At 74.0% G+C, this 20,493-nt stretch carries 21 protein-coding genes; 13 read left to right on the top strand and 8 right to left on the bottom strand.

Translation table 11 applies throughout. The annotated features are described in order from the left end of the window. Positions 1-1,173 (top strand): MFS transporter, encoded by a 1,173-nt coding sequence (locus PO879_RS09235; protein ID WP_278234616.1) that lies wholly within the window; start codon positions 1-3, stop codon positions 1,171-1,173. 36 nt (positions 1,174-1,209) lie between these two features. Beyond that, complete coding sequence (locus tag PO879_RS09230; RefSeq protein ID WP_278234615.1) at positions 1,210-1,851, top strand: thymidine kinase; 642 nt, start codon at positions 1,210-1,212, stop codon at positions 1,849-1,851. Between the two features lie 29 nt (positions 1,852-1,880). Here the strand turns inward: PO879_RS09230 and sepH are convergent, their stop codons facing one another. After that, the gene (gene sepH, locus PO879_RS09225) at positions 1,881-3,287 is read right to left on the bottom strand and encodes a septation protein SepH (protein WP_278234614.1); all 1,407 of its coding nucleotides are present in this window, start codon (positions 3,285-3,287) and stop codon (positions 1,881-1,883) included. 116 nt (positions 3,288-3,403) lie between these two features. On the opposite strand from sepH, the gene PO879_RS09220 reads away from it, so the two are divergent. Both PO879_RS09220 and PO879_RS09215 read left to right on the top strand, forming a co-directional pair. Continuing rightward, positions 3,404-4,234: an inositol monophosphatase family protein gene (locus tag PO879_RS09220; RefSeq protein WP_278234613.1), complete on the top strand. Its 831-nt coding sequence runs from the start codon at positions 3,404-3,406 to the stop codon at positions 4,232-4,234. 193 nt (positions 4,235-4,427) lie between these two features. Then, entirely contained in the window at positions 4,428-4,727 is a 300-nt protein-coding gene (locus PO879_RS09215) for a DUF4193 domain-containing protein (RefSeq protein WP_278234612.1), read from the top strand. A 102-nt stretch (positions 4,728-4,829) separates the two neighbouring features. Here the strand turns inward: PO879_RS09215 and PO879_RS09210 are convergent, their stop codons facing one another. After that, positions 4,830-5,327: a DUF3093 domain-containing protein gene (locus tag PO879_RS09210; protein WP_278234611.1), complete on the bottom strand. Its 498-nt coding sequence runs from the start codon at positions 5,325-5,327 to the stop codon at positions 4,830-4,832. 67 nt (positions 5,328-5,394) lie between these two features. Here PO879_RS09210 and dut point away from each other — a divergent pair, with 67 nt between their 5' ends. The 4 genes from dut to PO879_RS09190 all read left to right on the top strand — a co-directional run bounded on the left by dut (position 5,395) and on the right by PO879_RS09190 (position 7,890). Continuing rightward, positions 5,395-5,856, top strand: a complete 462-nt coding sequence (gene dut, locus PO879_RS09205; protein WP_278234610.1) for a dUTP diphosphatase — start codon at positions 5,395-5,397, stop codon at positions 5,854-5,856. A gap of 93 nt (positions 5,857-5,949) precedes the next feature. Then, positions 5,950-6,720: a DUF3710 domain-containing protein gene (locus tag PO879_RS09200; RefSeq protein ID WP_278234609.1), complete on the top strand. Its 771-nt coding sequence runs from the start codon at positions 5,950-5,952 to the stop codon at positions 6,718-6,720. Position 6,721: 1 nt separating this feature from the next. After that, positions 6,722-7,090, top strand: coding sequence for an OB-fold nucleic acid binding domain-containing protein (locus PO879_RS09195; protein ID WP_278234608.1), 369 nt, complete (start codon positions 6,722-6,724; stop codon positions 7,088-7,090). Beyond that, positions 7,087-7,890: a DUF3159 domain-containing protein gene (locus tag PO879_RS09190; protein ID WP_278234607.1), complete on the top strand. Its 804-nt coding sequence runs from the start codon at positions 7,087-7,089 to the stop codon at positions 7,888-7,890. Before PO879_RS09195 ends, PO879_RS09190 begins: the two co-directional genes overlap by 4 nt. Before the next feature lie 163 nt (positions 7,891-8,053). Here the strand turns inward: PO879_RS09190 and PO879_RS09185 are convergent, their stop codons facing one another. Then, entirely contained in the window at positions 8,054-8,728 is a 675-nt protein-coding gene (locus tag PO879_RS09185; protein WP_278234606.1) for a TrkA family potassium uptake protein, read from the bottom strand. Then, positions 8,728-9,384 carry a TrkA family potassium uptake protein gene (locus PO879_RS09180; RefSeq protein ID WP_278237497.1) on the bottom strand — a complete coding sequence of 219 codons (657 nt, stop codon included), beginning with the start codon at positions 9,382-9,384 and terminating at the stop codon, positions 8,728-8,730. Before PO879_RS09180 ends, PO879_RS09185 begins: the two co-directional genes overlap by 1 nt. 91 nt (positions 9,385-9,475) lie before the next feature. Between PO879_RS09180 and PO879_RS09175 the strand changes: the two genes are divergently transcribed. Genes PO879_RS09175 through PO879_RS09165 form a run of 3 tightly spaced genes read left to right on the top strand, consistent with a single transcriptional unit; the run spans position 9,476 to position 13,192 of the window. Beyond that, complete coding sequence (locus PO879_RS09175) at positions 9,476-11,458, top strand: APC family permease (RefSeq protein ID WP_278234605.1); 1,983 nt, start codon at positions 9,476-9,478, stop codon at positions 11,456-11,458. Positions 11,459-11,468: 10 nt separating this feature from the next. Then, on the top strand, positions 11,469-12,761 hold the full coding sequence (locus PO879_RS09170; protein ID WP_278234604.1) for a TRAM domain-containing protein: 1,293 nt from the start codon (positions 11,469-11,471) through the stop codon (positions 12,759-12,761). Further along, positions 12,761-13,192 (top strand): hypothetical protein, encoded by a 432-nt coding sequence (locus PO879_RS09165; protein WP_278234603.1) that lies wholly within the window; start codon positions 12,761-12,763, stop codon positions 13,190-13,192. The genes PO879_RS09170 and PO879_RS09165 overlap by 1 nt, the downstream gene beginning before the upstream one ends. 4 nt (positions 13,193-13,196) lie before the next feature. Here the strand turns inward: PO879_RS09165 and PO879_RS09160 are convergent, their stop codons facing one another. Continuing rightward, complete coding sequence (locus PO879_RS09160) at positions 13,197-13,886, bottom strand: hypothetical protein (protein ID WP_278234602.1); 690 nt, start codon at positions 13,884-13,886, stop codon at positions 13,197-13,199. A gap of 185 nt (positions 13,887-14,071) precedes the next feature. Between PO879_RS09160 and acnA the strand changes: the two genes are divergently transcribed. After that, positions 14,072-16,837, top strand: a complete 2,766-nt coding sequence (gene acnA, locus PO879_RS09155; RefSeq protein ID WP_278234601.1) for an aconitate hydratase AcnA — start codon at positions 14,072-14,074, stop codon at positions 16,835-16,837. Positions 16,838-17,064: 227 nt separating this feature from the next. Here the strand turns inward: acnA and PO879_RS09150 are convergent, their stop codons facing one another. Continuing rightward, positions 17,065-17,904, bottom strand: a complete 840-nt coding sequence (locus PO879_RS09150; protein WP_278234600.1) for an alpha/beta hydrolase — start codon at positions 17,902-17,904, stop codon at positions 17,065-17,067. Between the two features lie 99 nt (positions 17,905-18,003). Between PO879_RS09150 and PO879_RS09145 the strand changes: the two genes are divergently transcribed. After that, entirely contained in the window at positions 18,004-18,672 is a 669-nt protein-coding gene (locus PO879_RS09145) for a TetR/AcrR family transcriptional regulator (protein ID WP_278234599.1), read from the top strand. A 24-nt stretch (positions 18,673-18,696) separates the two neighbouring features. Here the strand turns inward: PO879_RS09145 and PO879_RS09140 are convergent, their stop codons facing one another. Together PO879_RS09140 and PO879_RS09135 are read right to left on the bottom strand one after the other, a co-directional pair. Then, on the bottom strand, positions 18,697-20,043 hold the full coding sequence (locus tag PO879_RS09140; protein ID WP_278234598.1) for a permease prefix domain 1-containing protein: 1,347 nt from the start codon (positions 20,041-20,043) through the stop codon (positions 18,697-18,699). Further along, positions 20,040-20,438 carry a helix-turn-helix transcriptional regulator gene (locus PO879_RS09135; RefSeq protein ID WP_278234597.1) on the bottom strand — a complete coding sequence of 133 codons (399 nt, stop codon included), beginning with the start codon at positions 20,436-20,438 and terminating at the stop codon, positions 20,040-20,042. The genes PO879_RS09140 and PO879_RS09135 overlap by 4 nt, the downstream gene beginning before the upstream one ends. Between the last annotated feature and the right edge of the window lie 55 nt (positions 20,439-20,493).

Raw genomic sequence — 20,493 nt, 5'->3', positions numbered from 1 at the left:
ATGCGCCGCGACTTCCTGCTCCTGCTCTGGGGCACGGCCGCCGCCTTCGCGGGCTTCGCCCCGCTGCTGTCCGTGGTGCCACTGTGGGCCGCCGACGGCGGCGCCGGGTCGGGCGGCGTCGGGGCGACCACCGGGGTGCTGATGGGGGCGACCGTCGCGGTCCAGCTCGCCATGCCGCGCCTGCTGCGCGTGATGACGCTGCGGTGGGCCTCGGTGCTGGGCGCCCTGCTGCTCGGCGCGCCCACCTTCGCCTACCTGCTCTCCTCGGACGTGGCCTGGGTCCTGGCGGTCTCCGCGGTGCGCGGCGTCGGCTTCGGGATGTTCGTCGTGGCCGGCAGCGCCCTGGTCGCCGAGCTCGTCCCGCCGGAGCGGCGGGGGCGCAGCCTCGGGGCCTACGGCGTGGCCATCGGCGTCCCGCAGGCCCTGCTGCTGCCCATCGGGGTGTGGGCCGCCGAGCACCTCGGCTTCGCCGTCGTCTTCGCCGCCACCGGCGGCGTCGGCGTGCTGGGCGCGGTCGTCCTGCTCGGCATCCGCGAGAGCGGCCGCCCGGCCGGTGCGGACGACGCCCCCGCGCACGCCGCCGAACCCGCGGAGCCCGTGCGCTACCGGACCCTGGCCGGCTCGGGAGTCCTGCTGCTGGTGGCCTCGGTGGCCTTCGGCGGCGCCACGTCCTTCGTCCCGCTGGCCTTCCCGGCCGTGACGGCGTCGGCCGTGCTGCTGGCCGTCAGCGTCACGATGACGGTCGGCCGGTGGTGGGCCGGGGTGCGGGCCGACTCCGAGGGGGTCGGTGGCCTGCTGCCCCTGGCGATCGGTGCCTGCGCGGTCGGCACGCTCGGGATCGCCCTCGCGGCCGGCGCGCTGGACGGCGGCCTCGCCCTCGTCGCCGCGTCCGCCGCCGGGCTGCTGTACGGGCTCGGGTTCGGCGCCCTGCAGAACGACACGCTCGTCCTGATGTTCCGGGACGCGGGCCCCGGCGGCACCGGCACGGCCAGCGCGGCCTGGAACATCGCCTACGACGGCGGCACGGGCGCCGGGTCGCTCGGCGTCGGGTTCGTCGCGCAGGGCGTCGGGGTCAGCGCGGGGCTCGGCGTCGCGGCGCTGCCCCTGCTGGCCGTCCTGCCGCACGCCGTGCGCCGGGCCCGGGCCGCCCGGGACGCCGTCGGACCCCGTTGAGCCCCCGCCTGCCCCGCGTCTGACAGGATCGGGGGCATGGCCGAGCTCGTCTTCTTCTCCGGGACCATGGACAGCGGCAAGTCGACGCTGGCCCTGCAGACCGACTACAACCATCGCGCGCGGGGCCGCCACGGGCTGATCTACACCCGCAACGACCGGGCCGGGGCGGCACGGATCTCCTCCCGGCTGGGCCTCGAGGTCGAGGCGCGCGAGGTCGGCGACGACACCGACTTCTGGGACGAGATCTCCGCCGAGCGCCAGCGCGGGCACCTGGTGGACTACCTCGTGTGCGACGAGGCGCAGTTCTACTCCCCGGAGCAGGTCGAGCAGCTCGCACGGCTCGTCGACGAGACCGAGATCGACGTCTTCGCGTTCGGGATCACCGCCGACTTCCGCTCCCGGCTGTTCCCGGGGTCGGCCCGGCTGGTCGAGCTCGCCGACCGCCTCGAGGCCCTGCAGGTGCAGACACTGTGCTGGTGCGGGGCGCGCGCCACCCACAACGCGCGCACGGTCGGCGGGGTGATGGTCGTCGCGGGCGACCAGGTCGTCGTCGGGGACGTCAGCTCGGCCGCCGAGGTCGCCTACGAGGTGCTGTGCCGGCGCCACCACATGCGCCGCATGACCGCCGGTGTCGCCCGGCGGCTCGCCCCCGCCGACGGCTTCCTCGACGTGCGCTGACCCGTCGGCTCAGGTCGGCTCAGGTCGGCTCAGGAGGAGGGCCGGGCGCCGCCGAAGACGATCTCGTCCCAGCTCGGCATCGGGGCCCGTCCCTTGCGGGCACCGCGCCGCGGGCGGGGCGGCGGGGCGTCGTCCGTCCCGGTCCCCGCCGCGGCCTCGCGCTCGGGGGCCGACCCGCTCGACGACGCGGATCCCGCCGGGGCAGACGCCTCGGGCCCGGCGTCGTCCGACGTGCTGTCCGCGCGTGCCGAGTCCGGAGCGGCCGGGCGGGGTGCGGGTCCGGGGACCGGCGCGGGGACCGGCACCGGTCCCGAGCGCGGGGCGGGCCCGTCCTCGTCCGGGGCGCCCTGGTCCGTGCCCTCGTCGTGCGCGTCGTTCTCGGCCGTCTCCGCTCCGGCCGTCTCCGCGCCGGGCGCCGCCTCGTCGGGGGCCTCGTCCTCGGGCCTACGGTCCTCGGCCCGCCCGTCGCCGGGCGCCGGTGGTGCGGGCGCGGGTCGGTCGGGTTCGTCGGAGTCGTCGGCGTCCTCGGCGCGGTCCCGCCGTTCGGACGCCTCCGACGCCGCGGGGGTGTCCGGCGCGGAGGAGGCGCTGTCGGTCCGTGAGGAGCGGTGCGCGTCGCGGCGGGCACCGAGGTCGACCACGCTGGCGCCGTCGTCCTCCGGCGGCCGCGCGCCGTGCTCCGGTTCCAGGCCCAGCGGCAGCTCCTGCTCACCCGGTCGCGGGGCCGGGCGCGAGCGCGGCGTCCGGTGCCCGCGGCGTCCGGCCAGGTCGTCCAGGAGCAGCGCCGTCGCCTCCGAGGCGGCGTCCGGGGTCGGGGACGGGCGGGTGCGGCGGTCGGCGCCCGCCGGGATGCCGAGGATCTCGGGGGAGACCGGGTCGTCCGGCTGCCCCAGCCACCGCGCCTCGTCGTCGACCGCGGTCACGGCGCGACCGCGCGGGTCAAAGGTCCACGCCGCGCTGCGCTCGCGACCCCCGGCCGTGAACCGGACCTCCACGTGCCAGGGGGCGGTGCCCGTGCGGCGGGCGCTCCAGACGGTCTCGGCGGTGTCCACGTCGCGTGCGGCGAGGCGGTCGTCGGCGAGGTCGCCGAGTGTCGCGTCGCCCTCCGGGTCGACGCGATGGTTGCGGACCTGGCTGATGACGTGGTCGCGCTCGGCCGCGACGGGCCACTCGTAGCGGCGCACGTGCTCCAGGGGGAGGCCCGACTCGGCGGCCAGGTCCTCGACCGTGGCCCCCGCCCGCAGCCGGGCCTGCAGCTCGCGCGGGCGCAGCGGGGTCTCCGACTGGGCCTGGAGCGCCTCGGTCCGGGGCCGGTCCCGCCGGACGGCGGCACGGAGCGCCTCGGAGATCGCGAGCGTGTGCTCGGTGCCGTCCGGCCCGCGCAGGACCAGGCGCTCGGCGTCCTCGTGCAGCGTCACGAGCTCGAGCTCTGCCATGGTTCCTCCTTCGCCGCCCGCCCGCGCGGCGGGCCTGCTCCGTCGAGCGTGCCACCGTCGGCGCCGTGCGACGGGCAGGTGCCGCCGGTGTGCCGCGGATCGGGCAGGATGGGCGGGTGAGCATCGCACCCGCCCTGCCGTCCGCGTCCGAGATCACCGACCTGCGCGCCCTGGCCCGCGCCCTCGCCGTGGAGGCGGGGGCCGTCGTGCGGGGCGGCCGGCCCGACCGGGTCGAGGTGGCCGCCACCAAGTCCACCGACGTCGACCCCGTCACCGCGATGGACCGCTCGGTGGAGGAGCTGCTGCGCCGCCGGATCGCCGACCGCCGGCCGGACGACGCGATCCTGGGCGAGGAGGGCGACGACGTCGCCGGCACGAGCGGACTGACGTGGGTGCTCGACCCGATCGACGGCACCGTCAACTACCTCTACGGAGTCGCCTCGTACGCGATCTCGGTCGCCGTCGTCGCCGGTGACCCCGACCCCGCGGTCTGGACGCCGCTGGCCGGGGCCGTGCACTCCGTGGTCGACGGGGCGACGTGGACCGGGGCGCGCGGCCAGGGCGCCGAGCGCGACGGGACGCCGGTGCAGGTGCGCCGCCCCGACTCCCTCGCGACCAGCCTGGTCGGCACCGGGTTCGGCTACCAGGCCGCCCAGCGGGCCGAGCAGGCGCGTGTGCTGACCCACGTGCTGCCGCAGGTGCGCGACATCCGCCGGCTGGGCTCCGCCGCCGTCGACCTGTGCCTGGTCGCCGAGGGGCGGCTCGACCTCTACTACGAACGCGGTCTCAACCCGTGGGACATGGCGGCCGGAGGGCTCATCGCCGCCGAGGCGGGTGCCGCCGTGAGCGGGCTGCACGGCGACCCGGCCACCCGACGGATGACCGCCGTCGGCACGCCCGCGCGGCAGGCCGAGCTGGTCGCGCTGCTCGAGGAAGCGGGCGCCTGATCCGTCTTGCGTTCGCGCAGGGTGAACCGTACTGTTTGCGCCGGTCAGGGGGCATGTGACCGGCGCGACACGAACAGGTGTCGCGAGCCCGGCGCGGATGGTGCACAATCCGTGGGCCGAACGGGAACAAAACCTGAGCGGTGAGCATTATCAGCGCGTACCGACACCGACTCCACGGAGCGTGACACCACAGATGGCAACCGACTACGACGCACCCCGCAAGAACGAGGACGAGGGCGACCAGGACTCGATCCAGGAGCTCCAGGCCCGCCGCTCCGACAAGTCTTCGGGTGTCGTCGACGAGGACGAGACGGAGGCCGCGGAAGGATTCGAGCTTCCCGGCGCCGACCTGTCCGGAGAAGAGCTCGCGGTGCGCGTGCTGCCTCGTCAGGCGGACGAGTTCACGTGCTCGAGCTGCTTCCTCGTCCACCACCGCAGCCAGCTGGCCTACGAGAAGAAGGGTCAGATGGTCTGCACGGAGTGCGCGGCCTGATCGCACCCGCGCACTCCCGGACGGGCTCGACCCGGCACCCCGAGACTCAGGCCGTCATGTCCTCGACGTGACGGCCTTCGTCGTGCCCGGCCGCCGTCCGCCTCAGGACGCCGCCCCCGCCTGGACGAGCGCGTCCGCCAGCTCGTCCGGCCGCCGCGTGGACACCAGCCAGTAGGGGGTCGGGTCCAGCGGGTCGCGCAGCCCCACCTTCAGCCCCGTGCGCGCCCAGCTGCGCAGGCACACGTACGCGCGGGCGTCCAGCTCCGGGCCGAGGGCGGTCCGCATCTCCTCCGCGCTGAAGATCGGCTCCACCCCGCCGAGCATCGACACCGGCACCCGGGCCGGCCCGGCGCGCAGCTCGTCGTCGGTCACCTCCACCACCGGGGCCGTGGCCACGAGCGTGACCACCACGGCCGCGGCCACCAGCACGCCGGCGCCCGGGGCGACCAGCGGCGCCAGCGGCAGCACCGTGACGGCGACGATGACGCCGAGCCCGAACGCCGCGACCCAGGCACCAGGACCGGGCAGGAGGCGCTCGCGGAACAACGGGGGAGGCGCGGACCCCGCAGGGGTCTCCGAGGGGGCGGGCGCGTCGTTCATGGCCCCATCATCGCAGGTGTGCGCCGTCCGATAGGCTGCGCCAGTGCCTCATGACGCGAGCCCCCCGGTGACCGACCCGACCACGCTCGACGTGCTGGTGACGCTGCTCGACGACGAGGCGGTCGCTCCGTCGTACGCCCACCCCGGCGACGCCGGGGCCGACCTGGTCACCACGGTCGACGTCGACCTCGCTCCCGGTGCCCGCGCCGTCGTGCCGACCGGCCTGGCGATCGCGCTGCCCGAGGGGTTCGCGGCGTTCGTCCACCCCCGGTCGGGCCTGGCCGCGAAGCACGGCGTGACCGTCGTCAACGCCCCCGGGACGATCGACGCCGGCTACCGCGGCGAGATCAAGGTCGTCCTGGCCAACACCGACACCGCCGAGACCGTCCGCCTGCGGCGCGGGGACCGGATCGCCCAGCTCGTCGTCCAGCGCGTCGAGCACGCCCGGTTCCTCGTCGCCGACCGGCTGCCCGGCTCGCAGCGCGACACCGGCGGCTTCGGGTCGAGCGGGGGCTTCGCGCAGGGCTGACCTGCGAGGTTCCCGACCGCTGTGGCAGCGGTCTACCCTGGACACGAGGTACGGCGGTGCGCCGTGCCGACCGACGAGACAAGGAGCTCCCTGGTGGGTCTGTTCCGGCGCAAGGCGTCGACGAAGGTGACGGAGTCCGCTCCCGCGGAGGACACCTCGACCGCTTCGGCATCGGCCGACTCCCCGGCAGCGGCCGGGGCCGACGCGAGCACCGAGAGCCGCACCCCGAGCGGGCGCGGCCCCTTCGACGCCTCCCAGGTCTCGGCCATGGGCCCGCGGGTCGACCTCGGCGCCATCTGGCTGCCGGTCCTGCCCGGGCTGCAGCTGCGCATGGAGGTCGACAAGAAGTCGCAGAAGGTCACCGGCGTGGCGGCCTCGCTCAAGGGCTCCGTCCTGCAGGTCCAGGCGTTCGCCGCCCCGAAGACGATGGGTATCTGGGACGAGGTGCGCGAGGAGATCGCCGCGTCGCTGACCAAGCAGGGCGGCACCGTCGACGACGTGCCCGGGACCTTCGGTCGTGAGCTGCTGGCCCGCATCCCCGCCAAGACGGCCGAGGGCACCACGGGTGTCCGTCCCGCCCGCTTCATCGGGTTCGACGGCCCGCGCTGGTTCCTGCGCGGCGTGCTCTCCGGCCGGGCCGCCGTCGACGCCGAGGCCGCCAAGCCGCTCGAGTCGGTGTTCGCCAACGTCGTGGTCGTGCGCGACGGCAACCCGCGCCCACCGCGCGACCTGCTCACCCTGACGCTGCCGGAGCAGACGCGTGCCCAGGCGGCCGACGGCGCCGCCGGCCCGGTCGGGACGGCTCCCGAGACCCCGAGCTTCGACCCGCTCACGCGTGGTCCCGAGATCACCGAGACGCGCTGACATGTCCCTGCGCAGCATGGTCCGGTCCGCGCTGGCCTCCACGGACAGCGTGGTCGCGGACGAGGAACGGCACGCCGCCTCGGCGGTCAGCGGGTGCACCGCCCTGTCCGACGTCTCGCCCCGCCACCGCGCCTCCGCCGCCGGGGTCCTGCGGTCGGTGGTCCTTCACCCGCGCCAGAAGGTCCCCACCGTGGAGGCCGAGCTCTACGACGGCTCCGGGTCGATCGACCTGATCTGGCTGGGCCGCCGCGAGATCGCCGGCATCCAGCCCGGCCGGCGGCTGCGCGTCGAGGGCATGGTGACCACCCGTGAGGGGCGGCGCGCCATGTTCAACCCGCGCTACGAGCTGCGCGCCCGGGCGGGCGAATGAGCAGCCACCCGCACGACGAGGAGCACCGCGACCTCGCCGCCGACCCGGCCGACGCCGGCGTCCGGCGCGGGATGCGCGCCGTCACCGGTGACTCGTTCTCCCTGGGCGAGGCGATCGGCGGGGTCCGCGGTGTCGTCGAGGCGATCCTGCCCGGACTCGTCTTCGTCGTCGCCTACGTCCTGACCACCGACCTCACCACCGCGCTCGTCGGCTCCGGGGCCGCAGCGCTCGTCACCGTCGGCGCACGCCTCGTGCAGCGCACCCCCGTCACCCAGGCGGTCGGCGGCGTGCTGGGCATCGCCGTCGGCGTGATCTGGGCATGGACGTCGGGGGAGGCCGAGGACTTCTACGTCTGGGGCCTGTGGACCAACGCCGCCTACCTGGTGGCCTTCGTCGTCTCGATCGTCGTGCGCTGGCCCCTGGTGGGTCTCTTCGTCGAGGCCGTGCGGGCCGGGTTCGTCGAGCAGTCCGCCGCGCAGCGCCCCGCCAAGGACGGGGGAGCGGCGGCGGACGACACCGCGCAGACCGCGAGCCCGTGGGCCCCGCTGGCCGCGTGGCGCGCCGACGCCGACCTGGTGCGGCGCTACACGATCGCCAGCTGGTTCTGGGTCGGCCTGTTCGGCATACGTCTCGCGGTCAAGGTGCCGCTCTACCTCGACGGCGACGTCGGCTGGCTCGGCACGATGCACCTGGCGCTCGGCCTGCCGCTGTGGGGCCTGGTCCTCTGGCTGACCTGGGTCGTGGTGCGCGGTGCGCACCGCGAGGAGCCGGCCGCGGACGCGGCGGACGACCGGGCCTGAGCGTCCGCTGCACCTCCGCCTCAGCCGTGCTCTTCTCGGCTGAGTCTGCGGTTCCGCTGCGGGCGGATCCCTCGGTTGTCCGGTCGCGATCTCCCTGCACTCGCCAGCTCGCTACGGGCGATCGCTCCAGACCTCGGGCTCCACCCTGCGCTGCACCTCCGCCTCAGCCGAACTCCGGGCCGTCGACGACGAGCTGCTGCAGCACCGCCGGGTCGGCCTCCTGCCCCGTGACGAACATCAGCTCGTCACCGGCCTCCAGGGCGTCGTCGCCCGTGGGGTTGAACGGCTGGATGCCGCGCACGATGCACGCCAGCACCGTGTCCGCCGGCCACCTGACGTCCTGCACCCGCAGGCCGACCAGCGGCGACTCCTCGGGCAGCGTGACCTCGAAGATGTCCGCACCGGACTGGTGGAACGTGAAGATGCGCACCAGGTCGCCGACCGAGACGGCCTCCTCGACCATCGCCGTCATGATCCGCGGCGTGGAGACCGCCACGTCGACGCCCCAGGAGTCGTCGAACATCCACTCGTTGCGGGGGTTGTTCACCCGCGCCACCGTGCGCGGTACCGCGAACTCCGTCTTGGCCAGCAGCGAGAAGACGAGGTTGACCTTGTCGTCGCCCGTGGCGCCGACGACGACGTCCGCCGAGGCGACGTCGGCCCCCGTGAGCGCCTCGGTCTCACAGGCGTCCGCCAGCAGCCAGTCCGCGTCGGGCACCTGGGCCACGCGCATGGCCGACGGGTTCTTGTCGACCAGGACGACCTCGTGGTCGTTGGTGAGCAGCTCGGCGGCGATGGACCGGCCGACCGACCCGGCGCCGGCGATGACGACGCGCATCAGTCCTCCTCCTCCGGGCCCGGGGTGTGGGTCAGCAGCCGTTCGACGCGCGCGGCGTCGTCGGCGTGCATGAGCACGTGCAGCACGTCGTTCTCCTGCAGCAGGGTGTCCGGCCCGACGATCAGGGCCTCGGCGTACCGGGTGATGAAGGCGACCCGGGCGCCCGTCGTGGCCTCGATCCGCCGCACCGACAGCCCGAGCCAGCCCGGGTGGTGGTCGACCTGGGCCAGGCGGACCGTCCCCGACGGGTCGCGGTACTCGTCCGTCGCGCCCAGGGGCAGCATCCGGCGCAGCACCTGGTCGGCGGTCCAGCGCACGGTCGCCACGGTGGGGATGCCGAGCCGCTGGTAGATCTCGGCGCGGTGCGGGTCGTAGATCCGGGCCACGACGTGCTCGACGCCGTAGGTCTCGCGGGCCACGCGGGCCGCGAGCACGTTGGAGTTGTCACCGTCGGAGACCGCGGCGAACCCGAACGTGTCCTCGATCCCGGCCTGGGTGAGGGTCTCGCGGTCGAAGCCGACGCCGGTGACCTTGTGCCCGGCGAAGTCCGACGGCAGCCGTCGGAACGCGTCGGGGTTCTGGTCGATGACGGCCACGGAGTGGCCGTTGGCCTCGATGGTCGGCGCGAGCGTGGAACCCACACGACCGCAACCCATGATCACGAAGTGCACGCACCAGACGCTATACCCAGGCCACGGCGGACGCCGACCCGGCCTGCGGGGCGTCGGAGGCATAGCATGTGTCATCGTGTCGGACATCGCGGACGCCGCCAAGCGGCTGCTCGTAGGACGCCCGCTGCGCAGCGAGAGCTCCAAGAAGTCTCTCCTGCCCAAGCGGGTCGCCCTGCCCGTGTTCGCCTCGGACGCGCTGTCGTCGATGGCGTACGCCCCGGACGAGATCCTGCTCATGCTGGCCCTCGCCGGCCTGGCCGCCACGGCGCTGTCGCCGTGGGTCGGGCTCGTGGTCGTCGCCGTGCTGCTCGTCGTGGTGGCGTCCTACCGCCAGATCGTGCGCGCCTACCCCTCGGGCGGCGGCGACTACGAGGTCGCCACGACCAACCTCGGGCCGACGGCCGGCATCGGCGTCGCCTCCGCCCTCCTGCTCGACTACGTGCTCACCGTGGCGGTGTCGCTGTCGGCCGCGGCCCAGTACCTCGCGGTCGTGGTGCCGGCGGCGCGCGGCCTCGAGGAGTGGGTGGCCGCCGGGCTCGTCGTCGCGTTGACCGTGGTGAACCTGCGCGGGATCCGGGAGTCCTCCTGGGTGTTCGTCGTCGTCATCTACTGCTTCATGGGGGCGGTCGGGATCCTCGCCGTCGTCGGCGCCGTCCGGCACCTCAGCGGCGCGCTGCCGCAGGCCGCCAGCGCCGAGCTCGAGCTCGTGCCCGGCGCCGGGTTCGAGCAGGGGCTCGTGGGCGTCGCGGGCGCGTTCCTCGTGGCCCGGGCGTTCGCGTCGGGCGCGGTGGCGCTGACCGGCGTCGAGTCGATCACCAGCGGCGTGCCGGCCTTCCGCCGGCCCAAGCGACGCAACGCCGCCTCCACGCTGGCGCTGCTGGGCGGCATCTCCGCCGCGATGCTCATGACCATCCTCTTCCTGGCCCAGGCCACCGGGGTGAAGTTCGTCGAGGACCCCGCCACCCAGCTCACCCGCGGCGGCGAGCTCGTGGGGGAGGAGTACGAGCAGCACCCCGTGCTGGCCCAGCTCGCCGAGACGATCTTCGGCGGGGCCGGGATCGTCGCGATGATCGTCGTCGGCGTCACCGCCCTGGTGCTGCTCCTCGCGGCGAACACGGCGTTCCACGGCTTCCCGGGCCTGGGCTCCATGCTGGCCAAGGACGGCTACCTGCCGCGCCAGCTGCACACCCGCGGCGACCGCATGGCGTTCTCCAACGGCATCGTCACCCTCGCGATCGCGGCCGCGGTGCTCATCGTCGGCTTCGGCGCCGAGGTGACCGCGCTCATCCAGCTCTACATCGTGGGCGTCTTCGTCTCGTTCACCCTGTCCCAGCTCGGGATGCTGCGGCACTGGACCCGCGCGCTGCGCAAGGAGCCCAACCCCCGCGAACGCACCCGCATGAAGTGGTCGCGCGCCGTCAACGGCGTCGGGTTCGTCCTGACCGCCGCGGTGCTGGTCATCGTGCTGGTCACCAAGTTCACCCACGGCGCCTGGATCACGCTCGTCGCGATGGGCGTGCTGTTCGTCCTCATGCGGGCCATCCACCGGCACTACTCGCGCGTGCGCGACGAGCTGGCGCTCGACGACATCTCCGGCGCCCGCGCCCTGCCCAGCCGGGTGCACGCCGTCGTGCTCGTCTCGCGCGTGCACAAGCCGACGATGCGCGCCCTGGCGTACGCCCGGGCCTCGCGCCCCAACGTGCTGGAGGCCGTCACCGTCGGCGTCGACCCGGTGGAGATCGCCGACCTGCGCGACCGCTGGGAGGCCCTGCACCTGCCGGTGCCCCTGCGGGTGCTCGACTCGCCGTACCGGGAGATCACCCGGCCCGTGCTGCAGTACGTACGCTCGGTGCGGCGCGAGTCCCCGCGCGACCTGGTAGTCGTCTACATCCCCGAGTACGTCGTCGGGCACTGGTGGGAGCAGCTGCTGCACAACCAGTCCGCCCTGCGGCTCAAGGGCCGGCTGCTGTTCACCCCGGGCGTCGTGGTCGCGTCCGTGCCGTGGCAGCTCTCCTCCTCCGAGGGGCAGACGGGACTCGAGTCCGACCTTCCCGGGTGAGAATAGGGACGTGCCCCGACCTCGCCGTTCCGCCCCGCGCCCTCGTCCCGTCGACCCGGCCGTCGGTCTCGAGCTCGAGCTCGAGGTCGGACCCGTCGCCCACGGCGGCCACTGCGTCGCCCGCCACGACGGCCGCGTCGTGTTCGTCCGCCACACCCTGCCCGGTGAGCGCGTGCGCGCCCGCGTCACCGAGGGCGGCAAGCGGTTCTGGCGGGCGGACGCCGTCGAGGTGCTCGAGGCCTCGCCCGACCGGGTCGCCCCCGCCTGGCCGGCCGCCGGCCCCGGCGGCGTGGGTGGGGCCGAGCTGTCCCACGTCGCGCTGGCCGCGCAGCGTCGCTGGAAGGCCGACGTGCTGGCCGAGCAGCTGCAGCGTCTGGCCGGGCTCGAGCGCCAGGTCACCGTCGAGGCGGCGCCGGGCGACGACACCCGCGGCGGCCTCGGCTACCGCACCCGCGTCGAGCTCGTCACCGACCACGCCGGCCGCGCCGGCATGCGGGCCTTCCGCTCCCACGACGTCGTCCCGCTCGACTCGATGCCGCTGGCGACGCCCGACGTCGCGGCGCTCGCCGACACCGAGGGCGTCTGGGGCGGCGGGTGGCGTCCCGGGCAGCGGCTGGAGCTCGTGGCCCCCGCGTCCGGGACCCCGCCCGTGCTGCTCGTCGACGGCGTGCCGTGGCGGCGCGGCCGGCCCGACACCCGCCCCAACGCCCGGCGCTCGGTCTCGGAGCACGTGGAGGTGGCCGGCGTCGAGCACCGGTTCCGCGTGACCGCCGACGGGTTCTGGCAGGTGCACCGCGAGGCGCCCGGCGTGCTCGCGAACGCCGTGCTCGACGCGGCCGGCGACCTGGACCGTGCCCGTGTGCTCGACCTGTACTCGGGTGCCGGGCTCTTCACGCTCCCGCTGGCCGCCGCCGTCGGCTCCCGCGGGCGCGTCGTGGCCGTCGAGTCCGACACCCGCGCGGTCAAGGACGCACGCCGCAACGCCCACGACGCGCCGCAGGTCGAGCTGCACCTCGGTGCCGTGGACGCGGTGCTGCTCGACGGGGACGCGGCGGGCGACGCGGGCGGGGACGCCGACGTCGTGGTGCTCGACCCGCCGCGGGCCGGGGCGGGCCGTGCCGTGGTGCAGGCGATCGCGGACCGCCGTCCGACCCGGGTGGTGTACGTGGCCTGCGACCCGGCGGCGCTGGCCCGCGACGTCGGCTACCTCGCCGAGCACGGGTACGGGCTGACGGGGCTGCGCGCCTTCGACCTGTTCCCGATGACGCACCACGTCGAGGCCGTCGCGGTGCTGGAGCGCTGATGGGATCCGACGCAGGCCGGGGCGCGCGCCGGTGGCTCCCGCTGCGGCTGGCCGTGATCGCCGCGGTGGCGCTGGTCGCCCTGGTGGTGGCGTTCCTGGTGCGGCAGTCCTCCGACGAGGACCCGGTGCTCACCACGTACGACGGCGTGCCGGCCGGTGTCGAGGGGGACGTCGCCGCCGGCGGCGAGCCGGGCTGGGTGCTGGGCGAGGACGGACGGCTCGCGGTCTACGCCGCCGGGAGCTCGACGTGCCCGTGGCGCCCGACGTCGGTCACCGCCGACGGTGACCGGGTCACGGTGCGCCTGGAGGTCGACGGGGGACCGGCGTGCACCATGGACTTCGTCTACTCCACCAGCGTCGTGGCGCTGCCCGACGGCGTGGACCCGGACGCGCTCGAGGTCGACCTGGAGCTGGTCCGCGGGCAGAGCTGAGCGCTCAGATCCGGGCGAGGAGGCCGGCGAGGGAGGTGGCGACGTCGTCCGGGTCCCGGAGCATGTGCAGGTGCCCGCCGGGCAGCGTCGCGGTCGGCCAGCCGGACTCCTCGGCACGGCGTGTCTCGGCGGCGTACGTGTCGCCGAAGGCGAGGTAGGCGAGCCGATCGCGCTCCCAGCCGGCGGGGACCTCCACGGAGGACTCGACGTAGGTGACAGGCAGGCGCGGGGCCTCGGCGCGCAGCCGGTCCAGCGTGTCGTCGTCGGGCAGGAGCCGACGGACCTCCTCGCGCGGCCACCAGGACGGCCACGGGGGCAGGAGCCCGTCGGCGTCCGCGAGCTCGCGCAGCTGTTCCCGCAGCGCCGGCGGCACCAGGGGAGCCGTGCCGGACGCGGGCGGCAGCGCGGCGTCGACGAACACCGTGCCGGCGAGCGGTCCCGCCGCGGCGATCGCCGGGACGTAGAGGCCCGCGTTCGAGTGGGGCACGAGCACGAGGAGGTCGTCGTCGGGCAGCGAGGCCTCGCACCGGTCGAGGACTTCCGCCGGCGAGGTGCCGGCGGTGTCGGCGACGTGGGTCCGCCAGCCGTGCGAGCGCAGTCGCTGCGCCACCGGCTCCCACACGGCCGGGCCGAGGAAAGGGCTGGGCAGAAAGGTCGCGATCGGCCGTTCGACGACGGCGGTGGGGGTCGTCATGACCCCAGTGTGCCCGGGTGAGGCACGCCTAAGTATCTTGACGTCAAGATATATGGGCTATGCTGGGCGCAGCCCGGCGACCCCTGCGTACGCTGGGACAGCCCCCGCACGAGACGGCGTCGGAACCGCTGCGACCAGCGCAGGTCGGGTCCCGTCCGCCGGAAAGCCCCCGAGAAGGAGCCGCAGTGAGCAGCGTGGACACATTCGGATCGAAGGGAACCCTGGACGTCGGAGGGAACTCCTACGAGATCTTCCGGCTCTCCGCGGTCGAGGGGCTCGAGCGCCTCCCGTACTCGCTGAAGATCCTGGCGGAGAACCTGCTGCGTACCGAGGACGGCGCGAACATCACCGCCGACCACGTGCGCGCCCTGGCCGGCTGGGACCCGGACGCCCAGCCCAGCACCGAGATCCAGTTCACCCCGGCGCGCGTGATCATGCAGGACTTCACCGGCGTGCCCTGCGTGGTGGACCTGGCGACGATGCGCGAGGCGGTCGAGGAGCTCGGTGGCGACCCCACCCGCATCAACCCGCTCGCTCCGGCCGAGATGGTCATCGACCACTCGGTCCAGATCGACGTCGCCGGCACCACCGAGGCCTTCGCGCGCAACGTCGAGTTCGAGTACGAGCGCAACCACGAGCGCTACCAGTTCCTGCGCTGGGGCCAGACGGCGTTCGACGACTTCAAGGTCGTCCCCCCGGGCACCGGCATCGTCCACCAGGTCAACATCGAGTACCTGGCCCGCACCGTCATGACCCGCGAGGTCGAGGTCGACGGCGAGACGGTGCTGCGCGCCTACCCGGACACCTGCGTGGGCACCGACTCGCACACCACGATGGTCAACGGCCTGGGCGTGCTCGGCTGGGGCGTCGGCGGCATCGAGGCCGAGGCCGCCATGCTCGGCCAGCCCGTGTCGATGCTCATCCCGCGCGTGGTCGGCTTCAAGCTCACCGGCGAGATCCCGGCGGCCGTCACCGCGACCGACGTCGTGCTCACGATCACGCAGATGCTGCGCCAGCACGGCGCCGTCGGCAAGTTCGTCGAGTTCTACGGTTCCGGCGTCGGCCAGGTCCCGCTGGCCAACCGCGCCACCATCGGCAACATGTCGCCGGAGTTCGGCTCGACCGCCGCGATCTTCCCGATCGACGACGTCACCATCGACTACCTGCGCCTGACGGGCCGCAGCGAGGACCAGCTGGCCCTCGTCGAGGCCTACGCCAAGGAGCAGGGCATGTGGCTCGACCCGAGCTCGCCCGACTACGTCGAGCCGACGTTCTCGGAGTACATGGAGCTCGACCTGTCGACCGTCGTGCCCTCGATCGCCGGCCCGAAGCGTCCCCAGGACCGCATCGAGCTGTCGCACGCCAAGGCCGCGTTCGCCCGCGACCTGCCGAACTACGCCTCGGACGTCATCGACTCGGTGGACGAGGCCGAGATGGAGTCCTTCCCGGCCTCCGACTCGCCGTCGACCCACGACCACGTGCGCCCGACGGTGCCCGTCACCGACTCCCAGGGCCGCGAGTTCGAGCTGTTCCACGGCGCCGTGGCGATCGCCTCGATCACGTCGTGCACCAACACCTCGAACCCCTCGGTCATGCTCGCCGCGGCGCTGCTGGCCAAGAACGCCGTCGACAAGGGTCTGGTCTCCAAGCCCTGGGTCAAGACCTCGATGGCGCCCGGCTCGCAGGTCGTGACGAACTACTACGAGAAGGCCGGCCTGTGGCCGTACCTGGAGAAGCTCGGCTTCCACCTGGTCGGCTACGGCTGCACCACCTGCATCGGCAACTCCGGCCCGCTGGACGAGAAGGTCTCCGAGGCCGTCCAGGAGAACGACCTCGCCGTCGTCTCCGTGCTGTCCGGCAACCGCAACTTCGAGGGCCGGATCAACCCGGACGTGAAGATGAACTACCTGGCGTCCCCGCCGCTGGTCATCGCCTACGCCCTGGCCGGGACCATGGAGTTCGACTTCGACGCCGACCCGCTGGGCCGCGACGAGGACGGCAACCCGATCTTCCTCAAGGACATCTGGCCCACGCCGGACGAGGTCCAGGCCACGATCGAGTCCTCCATCGACCGCAAGATGTTCGAGAAGGACTACGCCGACGTCTTCACCGGTGACGACCGCTGGCGCGCGCTGGAGACCCCTGAGGGCTCCACGTTCTCCTGGGACACCGAGTCGACCTACGTGCGTCGTCCCCCGTACTTCGAGGGCATGGGCGCCGAGCCGGCGCCGGTCGAGGACATCACCGGTGCCCGCGTGCTGGCCAAGCTCGGCGACTCGGTCACGACCGACCACATCTCGCCGGCCGGTGCCATCAAGCCGGACAGCCCGGCGGGCAAGTACCTGGCCGAGCACGGCATCGCGCGTCGCGACTTCAACTCCTACGGCTCGCGCCGCGGGAACCACGAGGTCATGATCCGCGGCACGTTCGCCAACATCCGCCTGAAGAACCTGCTGCTGGACGGCGTCGAGGGTGGCTTCACCCACAACTTCGTCACCGGCGAGCAGGACACGATCTACGACGCCGCGCAGGACTACGCCGCGCAGGGCACCCCGCTGGTGGTGCTCGGCGGCAAGGAGTACGGCTCCGGCTCCTCGCGCGACTGGGCGGCCAAGGGCACCAAGCTGCTCGGCGTCAAGGCGGTCATCACCGAGTCGTTCGAGCGCATCCACCGCTCGAACCTCATCGGCATGGGCGTGCTCCCGCTGCAGTTCCCGGCCGGCGAGTCCGCCGACTCCCTCGGCCTGGACGGCACCGAGACGTTCGACATCGCGGGCATCACGGCGCTGAACGACGGCGAGACCCCGGAGACGCTGTCCGTCACGGCCACCAAGGACGACGGCTCCACCGTCGAGTTCGACGCCGTGGTCCGCATCGACACCCCGGGTGAGGCGGACTACTACCGCAACGGCGGCATCCTGCAGTACGTGCTGCGCTCGCTGGTCGACTGAGTCCGAGGCGCAGCGGACGGTGAGACCGTCCGCAGCCCGCACGACGACGCCCCGTCGCTCCTCGAGAGCGGCGGGGCGTCGTCGTGCCGCCACGGGTCCGGTCGCGCCGTGCTGTGCCGCGCCGTGCCATGCCATGCGTTGTGGGCATGAAATCTGCAGGTCGGACTCGGTCCTGACCTGCAGATTTCATGCCCACAACGAAGGCGGGCGGGCGGGGGAGCGGCGGGTCAGGCGGGGACGCGGGTCAGGTGGTCGACGACGGTCTTGACGACCACCTCGTCGTCCAGGACGCCGTTGTGGCCCTGACCCTCGGTGATCAGCAGCTCGCTGCCCGGGTGGGCGGCGTGCAGCGCCTGCGCCTCCTCGGCGCCGTGCATGCGGTCGTCGGCGTCCTGGACGAACAGCGTCGGCACCGTGTCCGGGACGGTGCGCCGGCACAGGTCGAACCGGGCGCGGAAGTCCGGCACCTCCGGGAAGAGCGTCCGGGCGATGTCGTCGCAGACCCGGTCGTGCAGGCGCGGGGCGATGCCGACGAGCCGCATGTAGGTCGCGGCCACGGAGTCGAAGCTCGTCGGTGCGGCCAGGGCGGCGAACCGCTCGGCGCGGAATCCCTCGTGCAGCGCCATCCCCGCGGTGAAGGCGCCCAGGGAGTGGCCGACGACGGCGGTGTAGGCGCCGTGCCGCTGCTGCATCGCCCGCATGGCCGCCATGTGCTCGAGCACGGTGAGCCGGACGCCGGGCGACTCCCCGTGCGCCGGGCCGTCGTAGGACTCCACCGACCACCCGGCGTCGACCAGCGCGCGCACCAGCGCGCCGAAGCGGCTCGCGCGCCGCTGCCAGCCGTGCACCAGCAGCGCGCTCGGTGCCTCCGGGGAGTCCTCGCCCCAGTGGTACGTCGTCACGGGGGAGCCGTCGACGTCCACCGTGCCGCGGCGGGCGCTGTCGTGGACGTCCTGGTCGGCGGGGCGCACCCGGGCCCGCGGGCCGACGGTGGTGAAGAGCCGCGCGGCGATGCCGGTGGCGACGGGGGGAGCGACGACGGACAGCGTGCGGAACGTCGCGCGCATCGGTGCAGGGACCACGGTGTACCTCCAGGAACGACGGGACTCCCTCAGCGTAGCACTATCTGAACGATCGTACGTACAGATTTCGAGTAGACTGATGCCATGACGATCCACGGGGCCGAGCCGGAGACCGCCACCACCGTGCCGTCGTCGGACGGCCGGCGGCGACGCGGCGACCGCACGCGCACCGCGGTGCTCGACCATGCCGTGCAGCGCGCCTCCGTGGACGGGCTCGCCGGACTGACCTTCGGCACGCTCGCCGCCGAGGCCCCGGCGACCAAGAGCGCGATCGCGGGACTGTTCGGCAACAAGGAAGGTCTCGAGGTCGCGCTCGTCCAGCACGCGCGAGGAATCTTCCTCGCCGCGGTGATCGAGCCCGCCCGCGCGGCGGCGCCCGGGCTCGACCGTGTGTGGGCGCTCGTGCAGGGATGGTCCACGTACTCCCGGACCCGCACGTTCGCCGGCGGGTGCTTCTTCCGTGCGGTCGAGACCGAGGTCGACTCCCGGCCCGGACCGGTGCACGACGCCGTCGTGGCGGTCCGGCGCGAGTGGGACGGCTACCTGGAGCACCACGTCGGGCTCGCCGTCGGAGCCGGCGAGCTGGCCGCCGACGTCGACCCGGCCCAGGTCGTCTTCGAGCTCGTCGCCCTGCTCGGCACGGCCAACGACCGCTCGTTGCTGCTGGACGACGACGGCGCCTACGACCGGGCGCTGGCCGCCGTGCGCACCGTGCTGGTGGCCCACGGCGCGGACGCCGCCCGGCTCGCCTGACCGCCGTCGTCGTCCCGGGGCGTCTCAGGCGAACACGAACGACGGCCCGAACGCGACGACCACGAACGCCGCCCAGGCCGCGTAGACGGGCAGGTAGGCGGTCTGCCACCGCTCCAGGTCCCCGAAGGCGCGTCGGTGGCGCAGCAGGCCGAGCAGCAGCCAGGCCGAGCGGGCCAGGTGGACCGCCAGGAGCAGGTTCAGCCCCAGGGCCGCGACCTTGTTGGGGCTCGCGCCGAACTCCGCGATCCGGGTGAGCATCGCGGTCAGCGCGACCGCGTCCACGGTCAGCGCCACCACGACGAGCCCCAGCTGGAGGCCGTCGAACAGGCCGGGCCGGCGCAGCGGGTCCCGGGCCGAGACCGAGTACAGCACGAGCGCCAGGACCAGCAGCAGCACGCCGTCCATGAGGATGAGCAGCTCGCGGTCGACCGTCGTCAGGTCCCCGGCGGTGGCCAGCACCACCAGGCAGGCCAGCAGCATGAGCGTCGTCAGCGGCGTGAACACGCGGGTCAGGACCGGGGCGATGTTCTCCACGACCTCCTGCTTGGCCTCCACGAGCCAGGCCGCCACGAGGAACGCGCCCGGCACGCACAGCGGCAGGATCCACTGCTCCATCGCGGGTTCCAGGTCCAGGCCGGTCAGGCTGAAGAGCCCGGCGGTCAGGCCCACCAGCACGCCGCCGCCGAGGGCGAGCAGCACGTAGTAGACGGCCAGCTCGCCGGTGAACCGCACGAAGTCCATCCGGCGGTCGGGCGAGCGCCACCGGCCGCCGGTGTACGCGACGCCGACGAACGCCCACAGCACCACCGGGGCGTGCAGCGCGGCCAGCAGCAGGGTCGACCCGGCCGGGTCGAACGGGTAGGTGTTGAGCACGACGCCGAGGACGACGGCGCCGGCCAGCAGCGCCGCTACCGTGCGCCCGGCCAGCCGACGCTTCCAGCCGAGGTAGGCGGCCACGAACGGGGCGACGAGCAGGCCGAGGTTCAGCAGCAGCGCCGTCTCGTCGAGGAACGTCGAGCCGGCCTTGACGGCCAGCCCCGCCCCGACGGCGCAGCCGACGACGACGGCGAGCTCGCGGCGGGCCGGGTCGGCGTCCGGCGCGGGGGAGTCGGGCAGGAGCACGAGCTGCTTCCAGAGACGTTCGGAGTGGGCGCGGGCGAACTCGGCCGAGACGGCGTCCAGCCGTCCCATGCGCTTGACCGCGACGAGGAAGGCCTCGTCGTCGTCGAGCCCGGCGGCCCGCAGGTCGTCGATGCGCTCGCGCAGGTGGTCGGTCATCTCGTCGACGTCGTCCGGCGCCACGGCGCGATGGCGGCGCACGTAGTCGCGCCACCGGTCGACCTGCACCTCGAGGGCGTCGGTGCCGCTCATGCCGTGCCCCCGGCCGTCGCCGGGCCCGCAGCCGGCCGCGGGGCCGCCGCGCCGGCGGCGCCGTCGGACAGCGTGCGCCAGACCTCGCCCAGGGTCTCGGCGACGACGTCCCACTGCCGGCGCCGTTCGGCCAGGGCCTCGTGCCCGGCCGGGGTGAGGGCGTAGTGCTTGCGGCGACGTCCCGACTCCGACCGCCCCCAGGACGCCTCGACCAGGCCGTGGCGCTCCAGGCGGTGCAGCAGGGGGTAGAGCATGCCGTCCGTCCAGCTCATCCGGCCGCCGGACAGATCGGCCACCCGCTTGGCGATGGCGTACCCGTACGACTGGCCCTCGGCGAGGATGCCGAGCACGAGCGGTGTCGCGGAGGCCGCGACGAGGTCCTTGTCGATGTGCATAGCGCCTCTATCCCTCGATGTACGAGGTATTTAACCCTCGAGGTGCGAGGTATCG

It is taken from the genome of Isoptericola sp. AK164, assembly GCF_029643425.1.
Lineage (GTDB): Bacteria > Actinomycetota > Actinomycetes > Actinomycetales > Cellulomonadaceae > Isoptericola > Isoptericola haloaureus.
Note: the sequence above shows the minus strand (reverse complement) of the source record. Positions and strands in the feature narration are given on the sequence as shown.